This window comes from Streptomyces marianii, from assembly GCF_005795905.1.
Taxonomy (GTDB): Bacteria; Actinomycetota; Actinomycetes; order Streptomycetales; family Streptomycetaceae; genus Streptomyces; species Streptomyces marianii.
This window is the reverse complement of record NZ_VAWE01000001.1, coordinates 3,654,617-3,676,880: the sequence shown is the minus strand read 5'-3', so window position 1 is coordinate 3,676,880 and position 22,264 is coordinate 3,654,617. Positions and strand designations below refer to the sequence as shown.

The 22,264-nt window shown below is 72.6% G+C and carries 23 protein-coding genes and 1 pseudogene; 15 read left to right on the top strand and 9 right to left on the bottom strand.

Going from position 1 to position 22,264, the window contains the following annotated elements:
- Positions 1-368 precede the first annotated feature (368 nt).
- The 3 genes from FEF34_RS16510 to FEF34_RS16500 all read left to right on the top strand — a co-directional run bounded on the left by FEF34_RS16510 (position 369) and on the right by FEF34_RS16500 (position 5,435).
- On the top strand, positions 369-1,364 hold the full coding sequence (locus FEF34_RS16510) for a LuxR C-terminal-related transcriptional regulator (RefSeq protein WP_138053874.1): 996 nt from the start codon (positions 369-371) through the stop codon (positions 1,362-1,364).
- Positions 1,365-1,535: 171 nt separating this feature from the next.
- A complete protein-coding gene (locus FEF34_RS42850) occupies positions 1,536-2,096 on the top strand; it encodes an NAD-dependent epimerase/dehydratase family protein (protein WP_234042413.1) in 561 nt (186 codons plus the stop codon).
- Positions 2,097-2,282: 186 nt separating this feature from the next.
- Entirely contained in the window at positions 2,283-5,435 is a 3,153-nt protein-coding gene (locus tag FEF34_RS16500) for an AfsR/SARP family transcriptional regulator (RefSeq protein ID WP_138053873.1), read from the top strand.
- Positions 5,436-5,609: 174 nt separating this feature from the next.
- On the opposite strand, the gene FEF34_RS16495 is transcribed toward FEF34_RS16500, so the two are convergent.
- The 3 genes and pseudogenes from FEF34_RS16495 to FEF34_RS16490 all read right to left on the bottom strand — a co-directional run bounded on the left by FEF34_RS16495 (position 5,610) and on the right by FEF34_RS16490 (position 8,238).
- The gene (locus tag FEF34_RS16495) at positions 5,610-7,292 is read right to left on the bottom strand and encodes a bifunctional 3'-5' exonuclease/DNA polymerase (protein ID WP_138053872.1); all 1,683 of its coding nucleotides are present in this window, start codon (positions 7,290-7,292) and stop codon (positions 5,610-5,612) included.
- Positions 7,293-7,534: 242 nt separating this feature from the next.
- A pseudogene (locus FEF34_RS44230) lies at positions 7,535-7,627 on the bottom strand (sugar O-acetyltransferase); the annotation flags it as partial.
- A gap of 53 nt (positions 7,628-7,680) precedes the next feature.
- Complete coding sequence (locus tag FEF34_RS16490) at positions 7,681-8,238, bottom strand: sugar O-acetyltransferase (protein WP_138053871.1); 558 nt, start codon at positions 8,236-8,238, stop codon at positions 7,681-7,683.
- Between the two features lie 237 nt (positions 8,239-8,475).
- On the opposite strand from FEF34_RS16490, the gene FEF34_RS16485 reads away from it, so the two are divergent.
- The gene (locus FEF34_RS16485; protein ID WP_138057523.1) at positions 8,476-9,618 is read left to right on the top strand and encodes a DUF2786 domain-containing protein; all 1,143 of its coding nucleotides are present in this window, start codon (positions 8,476-8,478) and stop codon (positions 9,616-9,618) included.
- Positions 9,619-10,014: 396 nt separating this feature from the next.
- On the opposite strand, the gene rpsN is transcribed toward FEF34_RS16485, so the two are convergent.
- Both rpsN and rpmB read right to left on the bottom strand, forming a co-directional pair.
- Positions 10,015-10,320, bottom strand: a complete 306-nt coding sequence (rpsN, locus tag FEF34_RS16480) for a 30S ribosomal protein S14 (RefSeq protein WP_138053870.1) — start codon at positions 10,318-10,320, stop codon at positions 10,015-10,017.
- The gene (gene rpmB, locus FEF34_RS16475; RefSeq protein ID WP_138057522.1) at positions 10,320-10,556 is read right to left on the bottom strand and encodes a 50S ribosomal protein L28; all 237 of its coding nucleotides are present in this window, start codon (positions 10,554-10,556) and stop codon (positions 10,320-10,322) included. The genes rpsN and rpmB overlap by 1 nt, the downstream gene beginning before the upstream one ends.
- 53 nt (positions 10,557-10,609) lie before the next feature.
- Here rpmB and rpmG point away from each other — a divergent pair, with 53 nt between their 5' ends.
- From rpmG to FEF34_RS16450, 5 genes are all read left to right on the top strand, one after another.
- Positions 10,610-10,774: a 50S ribosomal protein L33 gene (gene rpmG / locus FEF34_RS16470; RefSeq protein WP_017949758.1), complete on the top strand. Its 165-nt coding sequence runs from the start codon at positions 10,610-10,612 to the stop codon at positions 10,772-10,774.
- A 25-nt stretch (positions 10,775-10,799) separates the two neighbouring features.
- Positions 10,800-11,054 (top strand): type B 50S ribosomal protein L31, encoded by a 255-nt coding sequence (locus tag FEF34_RS16465; protein ID WP_138053869.1) that lies wholly within the window; start codon positions 10,800-10,802, stop codon positions 11,052-11,054.
- The gene (locus FEF34_RS16460) at positions 11,054-12,193 is read left to right on the top strand and encodes a CobW family GTP-binding protein (RefSeq protein WP_138053868.1); all 1,140 of its coding nucleotides are present in this window, start codon (positions 11,054-11,056) and stop codon (positions 12,191-12,193) included. The genes FEF34_RS16465 and FEF34_RS16460 overlap by 1 nt, the downstream gene beginning before the upstream one ends.
- Before the next feature lies 1 nt (position 12,194).
- Positions 12,195-12,437, top strand: coding sequence for a 30S ribosomal protein S18 (gene rpsR, locus FEF34_RS16455; protein ID WP_234042412.1), 243 nt, complete (start codon positions 12,195-12,197; stop codon positions 12,435-12,437).
- 328 nt (positions 12,438-12,765) lie between these two features.
- On the top strand, positions 12,766-13,005 hold the full coding sequence (locus FEF34_RS16450) for a DUF397 domain-containing protein (protein WP_138053866.1): 240 nt from the start codon (positions 12,766-12,768) through the stop codon (positions 13,003-13,005).
- 183 nt (positions 13,006-13,188) lie between these two features.
- Here FEF34_RS16450 and FEF34_RS16445 read toward each other — a convergent pair whose 3' ends face one another.
- Entirely contained in the window at positions 13,189-13,674 is a 486-nt protein-coding gene (locus FEF34_RS16445) for an ATP-binding protein (protein WP_171052974.1), read from the bottom strand.
- Between the two features lie 373 nt (positions 13,675-14,047).
- On the opposite strand from FEF34_RS16445, the gene FEF34_RS16440 reads away from it, so the two are divergent.
- The 5 genes from FEF34_RS16440 (at position 14,048) to FEF34_RS16420 (ending at position 18,244) form a co-directional block, all read left to right on the top strand.
- Positions 14,048-14,881, top strand: a complete 834-nt coding sequence (locus FEF34_RS16440) for a helix-turn-helix domain-containing protein (protein WP_171053299.1) — start codon at positions 14,048-14,050, stop codon at positions 14,879-14,881.
- Positions 14,882-14,959: 78 nt separating this feature from the next.
- Positions 14,960-16,420, top strand: coding sequence for an aldehyde dehydrogenase family protein (locus tag FEF34_RS16435; RefSeq protein ID WP_138053863.1), 1,461 nt, complete (start codon positions 14,960-14,962; stop codon positions 16,418-16,420).
- A gap of 214 nt (positions 16,421-16,634) precedes the next feature.
- Positions 16,635-17,186 (top strand): DinB family protein, encoded by a 552-nt coding sequence (locus FEF34_RS16430; protein WP_138053862.1) that lies wholly within the window; start codon positions 16,635-16,637, stop codon positions 17,184-17,186.
- Positions 17,187-17,253: 67 nt separating this feature from the next.
- Positions 17,254-17,475: a hypothetical protein gene (locus FEF34_RS16425; protein ID WP_171052973.1), complete on the top strand. Its 222-nt coding sequence runs from the start codon at positions 17,254-17,256 to the stop codon at positions 17,473-17,475.
- Between the two features lie 127 nt (positions 17,476-17,602).
- The gene (locus FEF34_RS16420; RefSeq protein ID WP_138053861.1) at positions 17,603-18,244 is read left to right on the top strand and encodes a PadR family transcriptional regulator; all 642 of its coding nucleotides are present in this window, start codon (positions 17,603-17,605) and stop codon (positions 18,242-18,244) included.
- Positions 18,245-18,287: 43 nt separating this feature from the next.
- Here the strand turns inward: FEF34_RS16420 and FEF34_RS16415 are convergent, their stop codons facing one another.
- The 3 genes from FEF34_RS16415 to FEF34_RS16405 are packed head-to-tail and all read right to left on the bottom strand — an operon-like array spanning position 18,288 to position 21,431.
- Positions 18,288-19,712, bottom strand: coding sequence for a glutamate decarboxylase (locus tag FEF34_RS16415; protein ID WP_138053860.1), 1,425 nt, complete (start codon positions 19,710-19,712; stop codon positions 18,288-18,290).
- A 13-nt stretch (positions 19,713-19,725) separates the two neighbouring features.
- Positions 19,726-21,009, bottom strand: a complete 1,284-nt coding sequence (locus tag FEF34_RS16410; protein WP_171052972.1) for an ion channel protein — start codon at positions 21,007-21,009, stop codon at positions 19,726-19,728.
- A gap of 56 nt (positions 21,010-21,065) precedes the next feature.
- Entirely contained in the window at positions 21,066-21,431 is a 366-nt protein-coding gene (locus FEF34_RS16405; RefSeq protein ID WP_138053859.1) for a YbjQ family protein, read from the bottom strand.
- A gap of 124 nt (positions 21,432-21,555) precedes the next feature.
- On the opposite strand from FEF34_RS16405, the gene FEF34_RS16400 reads away from it, so the two are divergent.
- Entirely contained in the window at positions 21,556-22,245 is a 690-nt protein-coding gene (locus FEF34_RS16400) for a DedA family protein (protein WP_171052971.1), read from the top strand.
- The last annotated feature ends 19 nt before the right edge of the window (positions 22,246-22,264 follow it).

Genomic DNA, 22,264 nt, shown 5'->3' with positions numbered 1-22,264 from the left:
CCGACGGCGGCGCCCGACCGGCAGGGGCACCGGGCCGGGGGCCGCGGCTCCCGCCCCGCACCACGGCCGGTCGGCCGTGGTCAGCCCTCCAGACCGAGCAGTTCCACCAGGGCGTGTTGCGAAAGTCCCTCCTGGCCCGCGACGCCTGGCACGCACCCCCGCCGCACCGGCTCGGGCCTTCTCCCCGGACACCGTGGCGCTCGTGTTTCCGTGGTCCGCACCGGGAGTGACAAACGTGTCCCCGAGGCCGCAAACGCCGCCGTCCTGTTTCGGCCATCGCGTAGAGTTTGCGGCCGCATCCATGTCCGTGACCACGGCGCGGAAGTGATGTGCGGTGCGACCCACCGCCGCCCTGGGGGAGGGGAACCATGCTCGGTCGATTGGGGATCGGCCCGGATGAGGAAGCGGTCTACCGCGCCATGCTCAAGGGCGGGCCGGGGGCTGTTTCCGGCCTCGCGGAGGCCCTGGGATGGCCCGAGGAGCGTGCGCGAGCGGCCTTGGACCGGCTGGCCGCGCTGTCCCTCGTGCGGCCTTCGCCGGACGGCGGCACGGGCCGTCCCGTCGACCCGGAGCTGGGTCTGACGTCGCTGCTCGCCAGTCAGGAGACCGAACTCCTGGAGCGGGAGCGTCAGATCAGGGCGAGTCGGATCGCGGTGGCCGGGATGCTCGCCGACATCCGCGCCAGCGGAGCGCAGGACGTCACGGAGGTGCAGAAGCTGCGGTCCATGGAACAGATCCAGTCCAAGATCGAGCATCTGGCCGGGACCTGTAGCAGCGAGATAGCGGCGTTCGTCCCGGGCGGGGGCCAGAGCGAGGAGCATCTGGACGCCGCCCGGCCGCTGGACACCTCGACCAGCGCCCGGGGGGTCCGCCTTCGGTACATCTTTCTCAACAGCTGTCGCAACTCCCCTGCGACCAGGGAGTACGTCGCCTGGCTGGGGGAACGCGGGGGCCTGGTGCGCACGGTACCCCGGCTGCCCCTGCGCATGCTCATCTACGACCGCAGCAGGGCGATCGTGCCGATGGATCCGGCCGCGGCTGACCTGGGGGCGCTGGTGCTGGAGGGCACCGGGGCGCTGACCGCGCTGCTCGCGCTGTTCGAGCAGACCTGGCAGCAGGCGAAGCCGCTCGGCGAGAGCGCGGCCGATGCCGCGGCCGTCACCGGAAACTCCCTGACCGCGCAGGAGCGGGCCGTGCTCGATCTGCTGACGGAGGGTCTGACGGACGAGGCCATCGCCCGGCAATTGGGCGTGTCCGTGCGGACCATACGGCGCGTCACGGCCGATCTGATGCAGCGGCTCGGGGCGCGCAGCCGCTTCGAGGCGGGCGTGCTCGCCACCAGCAAGGGCTGGGTGAGCGTGTGACCGCCGGCTCCCCACGGCCGTCGACACCCGGCGCACCATGCCCGCCCCCGATCCGGTTGCTCCCGGGTCGAACGGTGCCAGGGAGTTCTCCGTTTCCTCTGCACCGGCGAGCTGCACGTCCTCCAGAGGTGCGGCCGACCGGGTGCGGAACCAGTCGATCGTCGCGGTTTCATGAACCAGGCGCTGCGCGGCGAGCCGTTCACGGTCTTCGGGGACGGCGAGCAGACCCGCGCCTTCGGGTACATCAAGGACGTGGTGCCCTCCATAGCCCGTCACGTGGAGGTACCCGAGGCGTACAACGAGGTCTTCAACGCCGGCGGTCCCCGCGTCTACAGCGTCAACGGCATCGCGGCCGCCGTCTGCGACGCCCTGGGCGTGGCGCTGCGCGTCAGCCACCTGCCGGAGCGCGACGGGGTGCGGGACGCCTGTGCCACCCGATTGCGGGAGGCGGCCGCCGACGTTCTGAGACACAGCCGCGCCCTCGACTGCCGGGTGGCGGTGGCCACACCGCCGGGTGAGGTGCTGCCGACCGCGGCGAACGACGGGGTCGGTGCCCCGGCCCGGCCGATCCCTCCCGCCCCGGGGCCGGGCCTGCGCCCGCGCAGCCTCGCCGAACGGATCGCGGCCGCCGGCGGCAGGCTGACCCGCGGCCCGTATCCTTCCGGGCACCACACGCTGGAGGCCCGCTTCCCGCGCGCCGCCCCCTCTTCGGACGGTTCGCGGGCGGCATGACGAAAGCCCCGGTCATCGCAGGTGACCGAGGCTCTCTCTGTCTTCGGATCCGGAGTGGCGGTGACACTCCCCCGAGTGTGGCCGTCCACGCCGAGCACCGTCTCACCGGATCCGACGAGGAGATACAACCAGCCTCCACCAACACATCGCTAACATGAGGCCAACGGTCAGCGCAGGAGGAAGGCAATGCGGTTCGGCCTGCTCGGTCCGCTGACCGTGCACGACGCCGCGGGTGAGATCCGCACGACGGGTAGCGCGAAACTCCGCGCGCTGCTCGGCACCCTGCTGCTGCGCGCCAACCGGGTCGTACCCACGGACGCGCTGCTTGATGCCCTGTGGGGCGACGATCCTCCCGCCTCGGCCCGCGCCTCGCTGCACAACCACGTGGCCAGGCTGCGCCGGCTGCTCGCCGAGGAGGACAGACTGCGGGCGGTGGCGCCCGGCTACGTGCTGCGCGTGGAACCCGGTGAACTCGACGTCGACACCTTCGAGCGACACATCGGGACGGCGCGTGCCGCCTACGTCCGCGCCGTCACCCGTAGCACCTCCGTCGCCTCCGGCCCGGCCCTCCCGCACGAGGGCTCCGGCGGCCCTCCCCAGGCCGGCCCGGGCCCCGTCGGAACCGGCGCACCGGGCGGCGCGGACGGCGGACGTGAGGACTGGCGGACCGTCGTCGACAGCTCCCGCGCGGCACTCGACCTCTGGCGCGGGGACCCGCTGACCGGGCTGTACGACCCCGGGGACGGCACCCCCGCGACGGTGCGGCGGTTGCGCGAGTCGTGGCTGCTGCTCCTGGAGTGGCGGTACGACGCCTTCCTCCAGCTGGGCCGGCCCGACGGCCTCGGCCCCGAACTCGCGGCGCTGACCGCGCAGTACCCCCTGCGCGAGGCCTTCCACCGACAGCTGATGCTGGTGCTGCACCGGACCGGACGGCAGGCCGAGGCGCTGGCCGCGTACCAGTCGCTGCGCCGCAGGCTCGTCGGCGGACTCGGCGTAGAACCCGGCCCCTCGGTCCAGCAGGCGCACCGGGAGATCCTCCAGGACCCGTGGGCCCCGGGCGCCGCCAGGCCCGCCCCGCCCGATGGGCCGGTACCGTCCGCCGACCCGGTCGGGGCCGGTGGGCCCCCGCCCTCGGGGTCCGCCCCGGACGACGCGGGCGGGGCGTATCCCGGGTCCTCCCCGCGGCCGGCCCAGCTCCCGCCCGCCCCCGCGCACTTCACCGGCCGCCGGGCGCTCGTCGCCGACCTGCGCGCCGTGCTCACCCGCACCGGCCGCGACCGCCCGGCCGTGGCCGTCCTCAGCGGCATGGCCGGGGTGGGAAAGAGCGCCCTCGCCCTCCACGTCGCGCACAGCCTCCGGGAGGAGTTCCCCGACGGGCAGCTCCATCTCCATCTGCACGGCGCGACCCCCGGCATGACGCCCCTGGCACCGTGCCAGTCGCTCACCGCGCTCCTGCGCGACCTCGGCGTCCCGCCGCGCGCCGTCCCGGAACGCCACGACGCGGCCGCGGCCCTGCTGCGCTCCACCCTGGCCCCGACCCGCACCCTGCTGGTCCTCGACGACGCGGCGTCGGCCGCACAGGTGCGTCCGCTGCTGCCGGCCGGCGCGGGCTGCGCCGTCGTCGTCACCAGCCGCTCCCCGCTGACGGCTCTCGACGGGGCTGCGCGCTTCGCGCTCACCCCGCTGAGCGGGGCGGAGAGCGCCGCACTGCTGCGTGCCGTCTCCGGCCGGGAAGGCGCCGGGGCGGGCGGTACCGACGACGCACGAGCGGACGGCACCGACGACATGGACCGGCTCGCCGAGTTGTGCGGCCGTCTGCCGCTCGCCCTGCGCATCGCGGCGGCGCGGCTCGCCGCCCGCCGTGCCCTCACCCCCGCGGCCCTCGCCGGGCTCCTCACCGCGCAGGCCGGCCGGCTGGACCACCTGGAGTACGACGACCTCAGCGTCCGCCGCTCCCTGTCCGTGGCGTACGAGGCGCTCGACCCGGACGCGGCGCTCGCCCTGCGCCGGCTGGGCGCCGTCGACATACCCGAGTACGACGCGGCCCTCGTCGCGCAGCTGATGGCGGCCGACGGCACCGGACCGCCCTTGGACGATCGGCGTGCGGTCGCCGCCCTGGAACGGCTCGTCGACGTGGCGTTGCTGGACGAGGTCGCCTACGGGCGTTTCGTGCCCCACGACCTGGTCCGGGACTTCGCGCACGAGCTCGCCGTGCGCCTCGACGGCGAGGAGGGACGCGCGGCGGCCGTCGAGCGTGCCCTGCGGTGGTTCGGGGAGTCGGCGCGCCAGGCGGGCCTGGCGCTCGTCCCGGCCCATCTGGCGGGCAACCGCGTCCCGCCCCCGATCGACGAGGTACCTCCCTTCCCGGGCGAGGCGGAGGCCCTGGCCTGGGGAGACCGCGAACTGCCCGGTCTGGTGGCCCTGGCCCAGGCGTACGCGCCGAGGTCGCGCACCGCCCTGCGCGTCATCCGGGCCGCCTTCCCCTATCTCCAGCGACGCGGGCGCCTCCACGAACTCGGCCTGCTCAACGAGGCCGCGCTGGACGCCGCCCGGGCCGCCGGCGACGGGGAGGCGGAGGCGCACGCGCTCACCGATCTCGCCGCGGTCCACTTCATGCTCGGGCGGAGCGAGCGCTCGCTGGCGCTCAACGACGAGGCCGTCGGCCTGTGGCGGGGGCTCGGTGAGGACAGCTGGGTGCAGCGCGGCCTCGCCAACCGCGGCATGCTGCTGGAACGCCTCGAACGGTACGAGGAGGCCGCCGAGGCCCTCGAGGAGTCACTCGCCTGCGCCCGGCGCCTCGGCGACGACTACGGCGAGGGGATCATCCTCAGCCATCTCGGCAACCTCCACGAGCACACCGACGCCGCGCACGCCATCGCCTGCCACGAGCGCAGCCTCGCCGTCGGCGTACGGCTCGGCAGCCCGCTGCTGCGCCACACGGCCCACTGCAACATCGGCTACGCCCGTCTCACCCTCGGCCAACCGGGCATCGCCCTGCGCCACTTCGAGGAATGCCTGGCCATCATCGGCGAGGGCGACGAGGGGGACTGGCAGAGCCAGTCCCAGTCGCGTATCGGACTCGTGCGGGCCCTGCACGCGCTCGGCCGCGGCACGGCCGCCGCCCGTGAGTGCGCCCTCGTCCTGGAGCGGGCGGTCTCCCGCGCCGACGGCTTCACCGAGGGACTGGCCCGCCACGAGCACGGACTGCTGCTGCGCGCGGAGGGCCGCACCGACGAGGCGCTCGACGAGTGGCGGCGCGCATACGCCTGCCTCGACGGCACGGACGCCAAGGTGCTCCCCGAACTGCGCGCGCTCCTGGGCGGGTCGCCCGGGAGCTGAGGGCCGGTCGGAGAGCCACGCCGACGCGCGGAGCGCGGCAGGCGCCTGGCCGGTGGGCCGGCCGTGAACCCGAGGGCCGCCGGTGCGGGCCGACCGGGGGACGGCCGTCGGAGCGGGTCGCGACCACGAGCGGTCAGGGCGCGACACACAGGACGCGCAGCCGGACGGGAGAGGTCACTTCGCGTCCGAATAGCGCTCCACCACCGCCGTCGTGAAGGGGAACCGCACCGGCGTCTCGCCGAAGGCGATCCGCCCGGCCAGCTCACCGGCGGCGCGGATCGCCCGCACCACCTCCTCGGCCTCCTCGGCAGGGCAGTGCACGATCACCTCGTCGTGCTGGAAGAAGACCAGTTGGGCGCGCATGCCCGCGGTCGCCTTGCGCAGTGCGGCGAGGAGTAGCAGCGCCCAGTCCGCGGCACTGCCCTGGACGACGAAGTTACGGGTGAACCGGCCGCGGGTCCGGGCGTCCGTCGAGGCGTAGCCCGGGGCGAACTCGTGCTGGGCGGGCGCCTCGCCGCCGTCCTGGGGGATGCCGGCCTCGTCGTTCTCCTGGGCGCCTGCCGCCGGCGGGCTGGTGCGTCCCAGCCAGGTGCGGACGAGACGGCCCTCCTCGCCCGCGCGGGCCGCGTCGTCCACATAGGCCACCGCGCGGGGGAAGCGGCGGCGCAGCGCCGCGAGGTTCTTCAGCCCGTCGCCGCTGGTCTGGCCGTAGACGGCGCCGAGCAGGGCGAGCTTGGCGTGCTCGCGGTCCCCGGAGAACGCCCGGTCCGACAGCCGCGTGTAGAGGTCGTCGTCGTGGCCCGCGACCTCCATCAGCCCCGGGTCGCGGGAGATCGCGGCGAGGACCCGGGGTTCCAGCTGGTCGGCGTCGGCGACGACGAGCCGCCAGTCCTCGTCCGCGACCACGGCGCGCCTGATCACCTTGGGGATCTGCAGCGCACCGCCGCCGTTGGTGGTCCAGCGGCCGGACACGGTGCCGCCGGGCAGGTACTCCGGCCGGAACCGCCCGTCCCGCACCCAGTCCTGCAGCCAGCTCCAGCCGTGGGCCGTCCAGATCCGGTACAGCTTCTTGTACGCGATCAGCGGTCGTACGGCCGGGTGGTCGATCTCCTCCAGCTCCCAGCGCCGGGTCGACCGCACCTTGATCCCGGCCCGGACGAACGCCCTGACGACGTCCGCGGGCAGATCGGGACGCACCCGGTGCCCGAACGCCGCGGAGACCTCGTCGGCCAGCTCCGCGAGGCGGCGCGGCTCGCCCCCGCCCGCGTACCGCTCGCCGAGCAGTTCGTGCAGCACGTCCCGATGGACGTCCGCCCGCCAGGGCAGACCTGACCTGTTCATCTCCGCGGCCACCAGCATTCCCGCCGACTGGGCCGCCGTCAGCAGCCGCATTCGGCCGGGGTGCTCGGCGGCCTCGTGTCTTCGCTGCTGCTCGGCGTAGACCTCCAGCAGGCCCTCGAACGGCACGGCAACGGGCTCCGGTTCGAACAGCGACGACTGCGAGCCCGGCACGGCGGCGCGCGGCGGCGGATCGTCCGGGACGGGGGCGTGGCGCAGGCGTGCCCACCCCGCGGCCGCTGAACGCGGTTCGCCGTGCCGTCCCTCGTGCCCGAGCAGGAGCAGCTCGGCGTCCTCGACGTCGTAGCACCGCTCGACGCGCACGCCGGCCGCGAGCAGCCGCGGATAGACCTCGGCGGTCGACCGCCACACCCACCGTCCGACCTCCGGCCGGCTCCGCACCGCCTCGACGAGATCGGCCTCCCCGCGCACCTCTCCGGCGGGCAGCCCGTCCGGACCGAGCGGCACGAGCACCGCTCCGCCGTCCTCGGCCGGGGCCAGGGCCCACCGTTCGCTCATGGTGGCGAGTCTGGCACTCACGACTGACAACGCCCGTCCACGCGGGGCCGGTGGGGCCTCGTGGGCGTCGAGGTCCGTGGCGAGGGCATCGTGCCCGGTTCCGGGCAGTGGGACGGAGCGAGTGCACGGCGGAGGGACCGGCGGAGAGGCGCGCACGGCGGTCGCGTATGCCGGTTTCGTGTGCCGGGCCCCCGCGACCGGCACCGGTCGCGTACGCCGACGCCCCTGATCCGCGCCCGCCGTCACGCCGTGGTGCGGATCACCTTCGCCGGGTTGCCCACCGCCAGGACCCTGGCGGGCAGGTCCCTGGTGACGACGGCACCGGCCCCGACCACACCGGTCCCGTCCGCCGGTCGCGTACGCCGACGCCCCTGATCCGCGCCCGCCGTCACGCCGTGGTGCGGATCACCTTCGCCGGGTTGCCCACCGCCAGGACCCTGGCGGGCAGGTCCCTGGTGACGACGGCACCGGCCCCGACCACGGTGTCGTCGCCGATCGTCACACCGGGGCAGACGATGACGCCCCCGCCGAGCCAGACGTTGTCGCCGATCCTGATCGGGGCCCCCTTCTCCCAGCCCTCGCGGCGGCGTTCCGCGTCCAGTTCGTGGGAGGGCGTGAGCAGCTGGACGTTCGGGCCGAGCTGGCAGTGGGCGCCGATGGTGATGGGCGCGACGTCGAGGAACACGGCCCCGAAGTTGACGAACGTGCCCTCGCCGATTCCGATGTGGTAGCCGAAGTCGCACTGGAACGGCGGCCGGATGCGGACCCCGGGGCCGACGGAGCCGAGGAGTTCGGCGAGGATCGTCTCCCGTTCGGGGAGCGCCGCACCGCCGTCGGCGTTGTAGGCCGCGCAGAGTGCGAAGCGCCGTTCGCTGTCGGCGGCGAGCTCGGGGTCGTCGGGGAGGTACCAGTCCCCTGCCAGCATGCGCTGCTTGTTCTCACCCATGAGCCTCACCGTACGGCCCGGCGGGCGGGGAGCACCGGCGCGATCCCCGCCGTCACGGCGGCCGGCGCGCACGCGGTGGCCGGTACGGACCGAGCGCCGTCCATGGTCGGCCCGGGGCCACCGGCGGGACGCGGGATCAGCTGAGCGGGCGCGGGGCGGACCCCGCGCCGGCGGCGAGGGCCGTCCCGGGCGGGGCGCCGGGGGCGGGCTCGCGTAGGCTCGATCGGCGTGGATGTGGTGGAGCGTGCGCTCGGCGGGGCGCTGTACGCCGACGACGACGACGCGCTCGACACCGGCGCCTCGCTGCTGGCCGCCGCGCCGCCCGAGGCCGACGCGGAGCTGGTCCGGCGCGGCGAGGAGTTCGTGCGCCGTGCCTGGGAGCGCGGCTGGCAGCCGGCGGACGTCGTGCGGATCGTCCGTCGTGATCTCGACGAACGCCATGTGGAGCTGGCCGCCGGCCTGATCGCGGGGGAGACCCGGCGGTACGGCGACGACCTGCCGCCGCGCTGGCGCGCCCAGCTCGACGAACTGCCCGGCGCCGGGCGCGGGCGGCGCCCCGCGGACCGCTTCTCGCACGCGACCGCCGTGCTCCGGCTCTACCGGCTCCTCGTGCGGCTGCCGTCGGTCGAGCCGGTGGGCCCGGTGCCGGGGGAGCCCTTCCACCGGCGGTCCGCGGCCCCGCACGGCGAGCCGCGGACGCTCACCCGGATCCGTGCCCTCCTCGCGAAGGCGGAGGCCACCGGTTACCCGGAGGAGGCGGAGGCGCTGACCGCGAAGGCGCAGGAGCTGATGGCGCGCCACAGCATCGACGAGGCGGTGCTCGCCTCCCGCACCCATCGCGCGGACGTGCCGGTCGCCTGCCGCATCGGAGTCGACGCGCCGTACGAGACGGCCAAGGCGATCCTGCTGGACGCCGTGGCATCGGCGAACCGCTGCCGCGCCGTCTGGAACAGCGGCCTCGGCTTCTCGACGGTCGTCGGCTTCGACGCCGACCTGGAGGCGGTGGAACTGCTGTACACCTCGCTGCTGGTGCAGGGAACGACGGTGATGACCCGCGCGGAGGCGTCACAGCGGGCGGGCGGACGCAGGCGGACGAAGACATTCCGGCAGTCGTTCCTGCTGGCCTACGCGCACCGCATCGGCGACCGGCTGGCGCGGGCGACGTCCCACGTGGCGGAGGACGCGGCCGGGGGCGACCTCCTCCCGGCTCTCGCCGCCCGCGACGTCGCCGTCGCGGACCAGGCGGAACGCCTCTTCCCGGACACGGTCCGCACCCGCGTCCGCGGCGCCACGGACGCGGCGGGCTGGCACGACGGCACCCGGGCGGCCGACGACGCCCGTATGCGCCCCCGCGACCACCGGGGCGAACTCCCGAAGTAGCGCCGCGTCTGCCGAGGTTCGCCGGCAGCAACGCCCGGCACGGGGACTCGCGTTGCCGAATCGACCGGATGAGGCCACTCCGGGGCCGATCCGGCACCTTGCGACCCTTCCACCCGGCCCGGAGGGCCGGGTGGGACCCCATGCACCGGACGCCGCTCCTCACCGGGCAACCCCGGCCCGACGCGGCACCAGCGGCCGGGGGTGCGGGGCCGGGCCGTGCCCGTGTGGGGCCCGCAGGAGCGGCCGTCCGCGTACCGCCGAGCGTCCGCGCCGTGCTTGCGGCCGGGCCCTGTGCTCGACGTGTTCGCGCCGTGCACCCGCGCCCGTTCGTGCCTGACCGCACCCGCACCCGCCCCGCGCCCGACGCCCCAGGCACCCGCCCCGGCCGTCAGCCCCCTACCAGGAGGACTTCGTCACTCCCGGCAGGAACCCCGCGTGCGCCTGGTTCCTCACGCGGACGCGGGAGAGGCCGAACCTGCCGACGTAGCCGCGCGGGCGGCCGTCGACCGCGTCGCGGTTGCGGACGCGGGTCGCGCTCGCGTCCCGCGGCTGGCGCCGCAGTTCGCGCTGCGCGGCCCGGCGGTCCTCCTCGCTCGTGCCGGGGTGCCGGATGGTCTCCTTCAGCCGCGCGCGACGCGTCGCGTACCGCCGCACGACCTCCCGGCGCCGTTCATTGCGCGCGATCTTGCTCTTTTTCGCCATCAGACCCTTTCCCCCCGTGCGCGGATGCGCGCCACCGCCGCCTCGATGCCGATGGCGTCCACCGTCCGGATCGCCCTCGCGCTCAGCGCGAGCCGCACGTACCGGCCCTCGCTCGGCAGCCGGTACCGCTTGCGCTGGACGTTGGGGTCGAAGCGGCGCGCGGTGCGCCGGTGGGAGTGGGAGATGCGGTTGCCGAAGCCTGGTCGGCTCCCGGTCAGTTGGCAGCGTGCGGACAACGTCACACGTCCTTCCTTTGGAAATGGAAACCATTTCCATTTACTCTACCCGCATGGCCCGCAACGAACTACGCCCGATCATCAAGCTCCGCTCCACCGCGGGGACCGGCTACACCTACGTCACCCGCAAGAACCGCCGTAACGACCCCGACCGCCTGACGCTGCGCAAGTACGACCCGGTCGCCGGCCGGCACGTCGACTTCCGCGAAGAGCGCTGAGCGGGAAGCAGGAGGGAGACCCGTCATGAAGCCCGGAATCCATCCGGCCTACGGCCCCGTCGTGTTCCGCGACCGGGCGGCCGGATTCGCCTTTCTCACCCGCTCGACGATGACGAGCGACCGGACCGTCGAGTGGGAGGACGGTCGCACCTACCCCGTGGTGGACGTGGAGATCTCCTCCGCGAGCCACCCCTTCCACACCGGCACGGCCCGCGTCCTCGACACGGCCGGTCGCGTCGAGCGATTCGCGCGGCGATACGGACGGCGCGGGGCCCGGTGATGGAGGGAGCGCTTCCCGTCGCGATCGTCGGAGGGCTGCACTCCGACGCTCGGGCCGCCGTCGTCGAGCGGCTGCTCACCGTCGTCGGCGGCAGCGTCGCGCTCCGGCACGACCTGTCGACCGCCCTCCGGGGCACGGTCCTCCGCAGCGTCCGCGACGCCACCGGTGTCCTCTGCCGCGGCGAGGCCCCTCTCGTCAACGACTGCGCCTGCTGCGCCCTGCGCGAGGACCTCGTGCCGGAGCTGGAGCGGCTCGCCGACGACGGCGTCACCCGGCTGGCGATCGTCGAACTCTGGGACTCGGTCGAGCCGAAGGCGATGGCCGAGGTCGTCGCCGCCCACGGCGACCGGCTCAGGGTCACGAGCGTGATCACGGCCGTCGACCCCTCCCTCCTGCTGGCCTGTCTCGCCAACGGCGACGACCTGATGGAGGCGGGACTCGCCGCCGCCCCGACCGATCGGCGGACGGTCGCGGACACCTGGGCGCGCCAGCTGGAGTACGCCCCGGTGCTCGCCCTCGTCGGCGAGGACGAAGCCGACGAGGCGGACCGGGCCCTGCTGGCCCAGCTGCACCCGACGGCCCGTCAGGTGACCTTGGACGGCGGTGGGCTGGCCGCGGCAGCCCTGGCCGGGTTCGACGTGGAGGCCGCCGCGGCCGCCCAGCACCCGGCGTGTGCACTGCTGCCGCAGGAGGCGGACGAATGCGGCGTCGGGACGTACGTATGGCACCACCGGCGGCCGTTCCACCCGGAGCGGCTGTACGCGGCGCTGGAGGACCTGACCTGCGCCGCGGCCCGCAGCCGCGGCCGGTTCTGGCTGGCGGACCGGCCCGACACGCTGCTGTCGTGGGACGCGGCCGGGGGAGCCCTCTGCGTGGAGAGCGCGGGACCCTGGCTGGCCTCTCTCCCCGACGCGGCCTGGGAGATGGTCCCGCCCGTACGCCGGGCCGCGGCGGCGCTGGACTGGCATCCGGAACACGGCGACCGTTGCCAGCATCTGGTCTTCACCTCGCCGGGGCTCGACCGTCACGGTCTGACGGAGCTGCTCGACTCCTGCCTGCTGACCGATGCCGAGTACGCCGCCGGGCCCGAGGCGTGGAAGCGCCTGCCACCGGCTTTCGACTCCCTTCTGGAGGTATGACGTGCCCAGGCGCCGATCCGGGCGCGAGCCCCTGAAGTCCCGTCCGAACCCGCTGGAGGCGGCCGGCATCACCCATGTGGACTACAAGGACACGGAACTGCTCCGCAGGTTCCTCTCCGACCGCGGCAAGATCCGCAGTCGCCGGGTGACCCGGGTGACGGCCCGGCGGCAGCGGCAGCCGGCCCGGGCGGTCAGGAACGCGCGGGAGACGGCCCTGCTGCCGCACGCGTCCTCGCCCCGCTGACCCGGTACGGCCCGGCGGGGCCCGGAGCGCCGCGAACCGAACCGTCGCCGGGACCGTGGAGCCAGGAGGGCGCGGTGAACGTCTCTTCCTCGTGCACGAAGGATTCGGTCCCGGCGACGCGGCACGGACGGGGGCGAGCAAGATCACGAGCGGCGGCCGCGCGCGGCGCGTGCCGCCGGCATCGGGGGAGGTCCCGGGCGAGGTGCGGCTCGGGCTGTAACCGCGGAACCACCCCTTGTGCACGTGCATCTGCTCATGCATCTGCATAGGAACCCGGCTATGATCCGAGACAGTTGACACCTGCACCTTGTAACTCGGGGAGCGTCCTGTGCACGACGTCTACAACGGCATGGCGGCCACAGAGCTTCACGGGGTCGTCTGGCAGAAGAGCAGGCACAGCAACTCTCAGGGATCGTGCGTGGAGTTCGCGAAACTGCCCGGCGGGAACGTCGCGGTGCGCAACTCGCGCTTCCCGGAGGGGCCGGCACTCGTCTATACGCCGGCCGAGATAGAGGCCATGCTGCTGGGGGTGAAGGACGGCGAGTTCGACCATCTCGCCGGTGGCTGACGAACTCGTCGGCGTTATGGCGGGACCGGGCTCCCCGCACCGCAGGAACGTTCATGCGCCTAGGGAGGGCCCGGGTCCGCCGGCAGGCCGCGCGGCCTGCCGGCGGACGGTCGTTCACGCGGTGGCGGCCCGGCGCCTCGTCGCGTGGAGGCGGCAGGACGGAGGGGCCTTGGTGCGGGCGCCTCACTCCTGCGGCAGGCGGAACAGCGCCCAGACGACCTTTCCGGTGAACGGCCCCGCCAGCGGGTGCCAGCCCCAGCTGTCGCTGAAGGAGTCGACGAGGAACAGCCCCCGGCCGCATTCGGCGGAGTCCTCCGCCTCGCCGGCGATCGGGCTCTCCTCGCTGGGGTCGCGCACGGCGCACACCAGCCGACCCGTCCAGCGCATCAGATGCAGCCGCACGGGGGACTCCTGGCCGCGTGCGGTGTCCGCGGGCAGGGCGTGCCGCAGGGCGTTGGTGACGAGTTCGGACACGACGAGCGCGACGTCGTCGAAGCGCTGGTCCAGTTCCCACCGGGCCAGCGTCCTGCTGGTGAACTGCCGGGCGCCGCGCACCGCTTCGTAGCGGGCGGGGAGTGCGCACGAGGCGGAGCTGGACACGGCCGCGGGGTCGATCGGCGGAAGGCCCTGCCGTAACGGCTCGAGCATGGTCGATCCATTCGTTCCCATGCGAGGCACTCCCGGGAATCGCAGCTGTGGCGCTACAACACGAACGAGCACGTACGAGTGCGCAGGTGCGCGGGGTCCATGGTTCCCAATGCCCACAACAGATGCAAGGGCAGATGCACGTGCACGCGCCGGACCTGTCCCTACCCGTGCCGGTTCACTCTCATATCTTCCGCACGCTTCCGTGCGCCCTTACCGGACGGTTTCTTCTTTCCGTAATCGAACGAGTACGGGGTGAAGCGTTTTGGTGGCAGAATCCGGGGCTCGGGGTTCGGGGGCACTCCGGAAGCGGATGGCGATGGGGAGGGTTGGAGACGTGACGGCAGTGGAGTCGTGGGGCTACCCCCGGGCCGAGGGCCCCGGCGGAGGGTCAGTGGTGCGCCGTATCCTGCTGGGCTCGCAGCTGAGGCGCCTTCGGGAATCGCGCGGCATCACCCGTGAGGCGGCGGGCTACTCGATCCGTGCGTCCGAGTCCAAGATCAGCCGCATGGAGTTGGGTCGGGTGAGCTTCAAGGCCAGGGACGTCGAGGACCTCCTCACGCTCTACGGCGTCACGGACGAGGCGGAGCGCGCGTCGCTGCTCGGGCTCGCCAAGGAGGCCAACGTGGCCGGGTGGTGGCACAGCTTCGGCGATGTGCTGCCCGGCTGGTTCCAGACGTACATCGGCCTGGAGGGCGCCGCCTCGCTCATCCGGATCTACGAGGTCCAGTTCGTCCACGGGCTGCTGCAGACCGAGGCGTACGCCCACGCCGTCGTCGAGCGCGGCATGCCCGGCGCGCCGGCCGCCGAGATCGACCGCCGGGTCGCGCTGCGCCTGGAGCGCCAGAAGGCCCTCGTCTCCGAGCGTGCACCCCGCTTCCACGCCGTCCTGGACGAGGCGGCACTGCGTCGCCCCTACGGGGACCGCTCCGTGATGCAGGGCCAGTTGCGGCATCTCATCGAGGTCTCGGAACAGCCGAACATCACGCTCCAGGTCATGCCCTTCAGCTTCGGCGGCCACGCGGGCGAGTCCGGGTCCTTCACGATGCTGCGCTTCCCGGAGTCGGACCTCTCGGACATCGTCTACCTGGAGCAGCTGACGAGCGCCCTGTACCTCGACAAGCGCGAGGAGGTCGCCCAGTACGAGCGGGCGATGGAGCGCCTGCAGGAGGACAGCCCCGGTGCGGACGAGAGCCGGGACCTTCTCCGTGGTCTCCTCCAACTCACATGACTGGCAAGTAGGATGACGCGACATCAGTCCGACTGGTAACTGCACACGCCCCTGCTCCCGCGGCCGGTAAGGGATCCCATGTCCTCCTTCTTCAGTGACCTGGCACTCCAGTACATAGATGGCGAATGGCGCCCGGGAAGTGGTTCCTGGGACATCATCGACTTCAACCCGTACAACGAGGAGAAGCTCGCCTCGATCACCGTCGCCACGGCCGGCGAGGTGGACCAGGCGTACCGCGCCGCGGAGCGTGCGCAGAAGGATTGGGCGGCCACCAACCCGTACGCGCGCCGGTCGGTCTTCGAGCGGGCCCTGAGGATCATCGAGGACCGCGAGGAGGAGCTGGCCGAGGCCATCGTCGCCGAACTGGGCGGCACACGGCTGAAGGCGGCCTTCGAACTGCATCTCGCCAAGGAGTTCCTGCGCGAGGCGATCCAGCTGTCGCTGCGTCCGGAGGGCCGCATCCTGCCCTCTCCGGTGGACGGCAAGGAGAACCGGGTCTACCGGCTGCCGGTCGGTGTCGTGGGTGTGATCAGCCCGTTCAACTTCCCGTTCCTGCTGTCGGTCAAGTCGGTCGCGCCGGCGCTGGCGCTCGGGAACGCCGTCGTCCTCAAGCCGCACCAGAACACCCCGATCTGCGGCGGCTCCCTGGTCGCCAAGGTCTTCGAGGACGCGGGCCTGCCCGCCGGACTGCTGAACGTGGTGATCACCGACATCGCGGAGATCGGCGACGCGCTGATAGAGCACCCCGTGCCGAAGGTCATCTCCTTCACCGGCTCCGACCGGGTGGGCCGGCACGTGGCCACCGTCTGCGCGGCCAACTTCAAGCACGCCGTCCTCGAACTGGGCGGCAACAGCGCCTTCATCGTGCTCGACGACGCCGACATCGACTACGCCGTCGACGCCGCTGTCTTCAGCCGGTACGTCCACCAGGGCCAGGTGTGCATGGCGGCCAACCGCATCCTGGTGGACAGCAGAGTGGAGAAGGAGTTCACCGAGAAGCTCGTCGCCAAGGTGCAGACCCTGAAGGTGGGCGACCCGGCCGACCCCGAGACCCATATCGGCCCCCTGATCAACTCTCTTCAGGCCGAGGCCGTTACGAGCCTGGTCGAGCAGTCCGTCGAGGCCGGCGCGACCGCCCTGCTGCGTGGCCGGACGGAGGGCAACGTGGTCTCGCCGTCCGTGCTGACCGGCCTTCCGGCCGACTCGCCCGTGCTGTCCCAGGAGATCTTCGGCCCGGTGGTGCTCCTCGTCCCGTTCGAGGGCGACGAGGAGGCTGTCCGGATCGCCAACGACACCCCGTACGGTCTGAGCGGTGCCGTGCACACCGGTGACATCGAGCGCGGGGTGGCGTTGGCCCAGCGGATCCACACCGGGATGATCCACATCAACGACTCGACCGTGCACGACGAGCCGATCGTGCCGTTCGGCGGTGAGAAGTCGTCCGGCCTCGGGCGGCTGAACGGCGAGGCGATGGTCGAGGTCTTCACCACCCAGAAGTGGATCTCGGTGCAGCGGGGCCGTTCGGTCTTCCCCTTCTGAGGCCCCCTCGCCGGGCTCCTGCCCGAGTGCTGAGAGCCCCTTTCCCGGGTTTCCCGCCCGGGTACCTCCTCCGGACGTGGAGGTCGGGGCGACGGTGGATTTTTCCGCTCGCCCCGGCCTCGAGGACGGAAGCTGACCTAAATGCTTCATAGCGTGAGGGTGTCAGGGGGGCCGCGAACGGCGGCCCACCCGTCCCGACCCGAAGGCGGACACCATGGTCACTCACGTTCCCGCGGAAGCCCACGGCGATGAGCGCGGAGCCCTGCTGAACTTCGTCGAGGCCCAGCGCGGCGCGATCCGCAGGTCCGTGCTCGGGCTCACCGAGGAGCAGGCGGCGAGCCGCCCCAGCGCGAGCGAGCTGACGCTCTCCGGACTGCTCAAGCACGTCGCCGAGTGCGAGCTCTCCTGGCTGCGCATGGCGCAGCGGAGGCCGAACGAGCGGCAGCAGGACGAGAAGTCGTGGGCCGACGGCTTCCGCCTCCTCGACGGCGAGACCGTCGCCGGGACGCTGGCGTTCTGGGACGGCGTGGCGAAGGAGACCGAGGAGTTCATCCGCTCGGTGGCCAGCCTGGACGACACCTTCCCGCTGCCGGACGCGCCGTGGTTCCCCAAGGACGGCAGGGTGTCGATGCGCTGGATGATGCTGCATCTGGTCGAGGAGATCGGCCGGCACGCGGGCCATGCGGACATCGTCCGCGAGTCGCTGGACGGCAAGGGCGCGTTCGACCTCGTCGCGCTCGAGAGCGAGCGGATCCCGGGCGAGTAGCCGGGCGCGGAAGGCGGGGCGTCGTGCCCCTCGTGCGGGAGGCGGGCCCGTGCCACACCCTTGAACCATGAGTGACGCACCAGGAGTGGCCCCGATCGTCGTCCTTCCCATCCAGCCGGGTGATCCACCGTTCCGGGTGGTGGAGATCGAGGGCCGGACGGTCGGGATCGCGCACGACATGGTCGACGTGATCAGCATGGCGCACGAGTCCGGCCGGCACCACGTGGATCTGGACGACCCGGCGCTGGTGCGCTGGGTCGGCGGCGACAAGTACCGGTGGAGGCTCTGAGGGCGCCCGACCGTGGGCGCCCTCAGGGCACGTACCCTGGTGCCGCAACGGGCGGCTTTCGGCCCGTCGCGACGAGCGGCCCTGCCCGGCCCGGCGCTAGTCAAAGTTGAATAGGAAGGGTGCGCGCATGTCGGCGATCCGGCTTCTGGTCCTCGGGGCGGTGCGCCAGCACGGGCGTGCACACGGCTACCAGGTCCGCAACGACCTGGAGTTCTGGGGCGCCCACGAGTGGTCGAACGCCAAGCCGGGGTCGATCTATCACGCGCTCAAGCAGATGGCGAAGCAGGGACTGCTGCACGCCCACGAGATCGCGCCCTCCACGGCAGGCGGTCCGCCGCGCACCGAGTACGAGCTCACCGAGAGCGGCACCGAGGAGTACTTCTCGCTGTTGCGCGAGGCGCTGACCTCGTACGACCAGAAGATGGACGTCCTCTCGGCCGGTTTCGGCTTCATCGTCGACCTGGACCGGCAGGAGGCCGTGGAGCTGCTGCGGGAGCGGGTGCGCGCCCTGGAGGGGTGGCGCTCCTCGGTCACCGAGCACTACACGCCCGAGGAGGGACCCGAATCCCTGGGCCACATCGGCGAGATCATGAACTTCTGGGTGCACTCGGTGGATGCGGGCGCGGAGTGGACGCGCGGACTGATCGAGCGGATCGAGGGCGGGGCGTACACGTTCGCCGGCGAGGGCGAGCCCTTCGTGGCCGTCCTCGCGGAGGGGCAGGAGAACCCGTATGCGACGGGCGTGCCCCATGAGGGAGACCTCTCGTGAAGGGTCGCCGGGGCGCGGACGACCGCCGCGCCCCGGCTGTGCCTCAGTGGTGGAAGCTCGTGGCCGCCGCCTTGTCCTTGCTCTGCGGTGCGCTCTGGGCCCGCAGCTCCGGCAGGGCCCGTTCCAGGTCCTTCAGCAGCAAATCCGCGAGGTCGGCCGAGAAGCCGTTGCGGCAGACGAAGCGCAGCACCGAAAGGTCCTCGCGGTTGGGCGGGAAGGTGTACGCCGGGACCAGCCAGCCGGACTCCCGCAGCCGCCGCGAGACGTCGAAGACGTCGTAGTTCTTCACCTCCGGGTTCGTCGTCACGGCGAACACCGGCAGTTCCTCGCCCCGGGTGAGCAGCTGGAAGTCGCCCAGGCGGTCGATCCGCCCGGCCAGGGTCCGGGCCACGTCCCGGGTCGTCTGCTGCACGTCCCGGTAGCCGTCGCGGCCGAGCCTGATGAAGGTGTAGTACTGCGCCACCACCTGGGCCCCGGGCCGGGAGAAGTTGAGCGCGAACGTCGGCATGTCGCCGCCGAGGTAGTTCACCCGGAAGACCAGTTCCTCGGGCAGGTCCTCGGGCGAACGCCACAGCGCCCAGCCCACGCCGGGGTACACGAGCCCGTACTTGTGCCCCGAGGTGTTGATCGAGGACACCCGCGGCAGCCTGAAGTCCCAGACCAGGTCCTCGTCCAGGAACGGCGCGATCATCGCTCCGGAGGCCCCGTCCACGTGGACGGGGACGTCCAGGCCCGTGCGCTCCTGGAGCGTGTCGAGCGCCGTGCAGACCTCCTGGACGGGTTCGTACGATCCGTCGAAGGTGGAGCCGAGGACGGCGACCACGCCGATCGTGTTCTCGTCGCACAGGTCGGCCGCCGCCTGCGGGTCGAGGTGGAACCGGTCGCCCTCCATCGGGACCAGCCGGGGTTCCACCTCCCAGAAGTTGCAGAACTTGTCCCAGCAGACCTGCACGTTGACGCCCATGACCAGGTTGGGCCGGGCGCCGGTGCCGGGGTACCGGTCCTTGTTGCGGTGCGCCCAGCGCCGCTTCAGGGCCATCCCCGAGAGCATGCACGCCTCGCTCGAACCGGTCGTGGAGCAGCCGACCGTGGCCGCCGGATCGGGCGCGTGCCAGAGGTCGGCGAGCATCGCCACGCACCGCCGTTCCAGTTCGGCCGTCCGCGGGTACTCGTCCTTGTCGATCATGTTCTTGTCGCGGCACTCCGCCATCAGCCTCCCGGCCTCCGGCTCCATCCACGTCGTCACGAACGTCGCCAGGTTGAGCCGGGAGTTGCCGTCGAGCATCAGCTCGTCGTGCACGAGCTGATAGGCCGTCGAGGGTGCCATCGGGCCTTCGGGCAGCTGGTGCTGGGGCGGGGCCAGGGTCATCGACCCCAGCGGATCGGCCGCTCCGTAGAACGGATTGAGCGACAGCCTGCGCCGCTCCTCGCTCGCCTCCGGATGCGTACCGACCTTGTGCAGTGCCATGTCCGATCGCCTTTCAGCGCAGTGGGGTGCCGTCGTCGTGGAGTTGCATCTGGGGCCGCCCGGTCACCAGCAGCCAGGCCGGGAGCAGGGCGACGCACAGCAGCGGGAGCACATGGGGGTCGGCGGCCAGGAGGGCCGCGGTGAACAGGCTGAGCCAGCCTTGCCGGGTGATCGCCAGCAGCAATCCGAGGACCGCGCACGCCACCGCGATCGTGGGATGGACCTCGGGGACGAGCGCACTCACGCCGAGCCCCAGGGCGACGCCCACGAAGAGGCTGGGGAAGATCCGGCCGCCCCGGAAGCCGCAGGTGGCCGCGATGGTGAGGGCGGCGAGCTTGACGACGGTCATCAGCGCGAACTGTCCCGAGGACCAGCCCGACGGGTCCGCCGCCAGCACCCTCACCTCCTCCAGGCCCTTGAAGAGGGTCAGCTGCCCGCCCAGAGCCCCGAGGAGCCCCAGCACCAGCCCGCCCGCGGTGATCGCCGCCACCGGGTGCCCGAGCTTCCGGAAGGCGGCGTGCGTGTACGGGAACACGTGGACGGCCGCCATCCCCGCCAGCGCGCCGAGCGAGGAGACCGCGAGCGCGGCGGGCACGTCGCCCCAGCGGGATCCGCTCAGCGCGGGGAGGGCGAGATCGATGGTGGGATGCGCGATCAGGACGGTGGTCAGCGATCCGGCGCCGCCCGCGATCAGCGGGGCGAACAGCTTGTCCCACAGCGCGCCGGGCGCGGGGCGGGAGGCCAGGGACTCGGTCAGGATCAGCGCCGCCGCCACGGGGGTCCCGAAGAGCGCCCCGACCGTGCCGGCCGCTGCCAGGGCGGCCCAGAGTTCCACGCGGGACCCCCGCATGGCCTTGCCGCCCAGCCAGGCGGCGAGTGCGATGTTGGCCGCCGTGATCGGGTTCTCCGGGCCCAGGCTGACCCCGCCCGCGAGTCCGAGCACGGCCGTCAGCAGCAGGCTCGGCACCACCGAGGGGGGCATCGGGGGGTCGACGAGCCCGGTCGTGGCGGGGTCGGGGCCGGCGTGCCCGGGTACCTTCCACACGACGAGCCCGACCGCCAGGCCCGTCCCGGTGAGCACCGCGATCGTCCATGGCGCTGAGTAGCGCCCGACGCCGATCGCGTCGGGCAGTAGTTCCCAGAGGACGCCCTTGAGCAGCCGCGAAAGCTCGGTGAGGCCGATGAGCAGCAGACTCGACGCGACGCCGACGACGATCGCGGGGACGATCAGCGGCAGTAGCACCCGGGCCGGGGTCGCCACCGGGGCGTGGGGGGGCGTCGTCACGGGCCTCACCATAACGGCAGAAAACGCCCATACGGTGCGTCACTCGAGGCCGCGCCGCGGATGCGCCGTCAGACGCGCGTGATCACCGCGGCCGTGCCGTACGCGCACACCTCCGTACCGACGTCCGCAGCCTCCGAGACGTCGAACCGGAACATCAGCACCGCGTTCGCGCCCCGTGACCGCGCCTGCTCGACCAGCCGCTCCATGGCCTGGTTGCGGGTCTGCACCAGGGTCTTGGTCAGCCCCTTCAGCTCCCCGCCGATCATCGACTTCAGTCCGGCGCCGATCTGGCTGCCGAGGTGCCGCGACCGCACGGTGAGGCCGAAGACCTCGCCGATCACCTGCTCCACCCGGAAGCCCGGGACGTCGTTCGTCGTGACGACCAGCACATCGGCGTGCGGGCCCTGGCCTCCGCCGAAATCCTCGATTCCCATGGGCACAGCTTCACGGCCGTCCGTCGCCCTCGCATCCGGGGACACCGGAACCGGCCCCCGAAAGAATGCGTTGATAGTTTTGGGCGCCACGCCCCTCGACTCACACCACAGGAGCCCGGACCTCGTGAACACCCTTTCGCTCGGACCGAGCTGGCTGGACCCGGACTATCTGATCACCACGTTCGGGCTGATCGGCGTACTCGTCATCGTGTTCGCCGAGTCCGGTCTGCTGATCGGGTTCTTCCTGCCCGGGGACTCCCTGCTGTTCACCACGGGCCTGCTGGTGACGACCGACGTCATCAAGCAGCCGCTGTGGGTGGTGTGCACGCTCATCGTGCTCGCCGCGATCATCGGCGACCAGGTGGGCTATCTCTTCGGCCGCAAGGTCGGCCCCGCGCTCTTCCACCGCCCGGACTCCAGGTTCTTCAAGCAGGAGAACGTGGAGAAGGCACACGAGTTCTTCGAGAAGTACGGCCCGAAGTCCCTGGTCCTGGCCCGCTTCGTGCCGATCGTCCGGACGTTCACGCCGATCGTCGCCGGTGTGAGCCGGATGAACTACCGCTCGTTCATCACGTTCAACGTCATCGGCGGTGTGCTCTGGGGCGCCGGAGTGACGCTGCTCGGTGCCGCGCTCGGCAAGGTCGAGTTCGTGCACCAGCACATCGAGGCGATCCTCATCGCCATCGTGCTCGTCTCGGTCCTGCCGATCGTGATCGAGTTCATGCGCGCGCGCTCCAGGAACAAGAAGGAGGCCGCGGCCGAGGGCCCGGCGGTGGACGGGACCGCCGCGCGCGGCCGCCACGCCAAGCGCTGAGACCCGTTCGACGCGACGT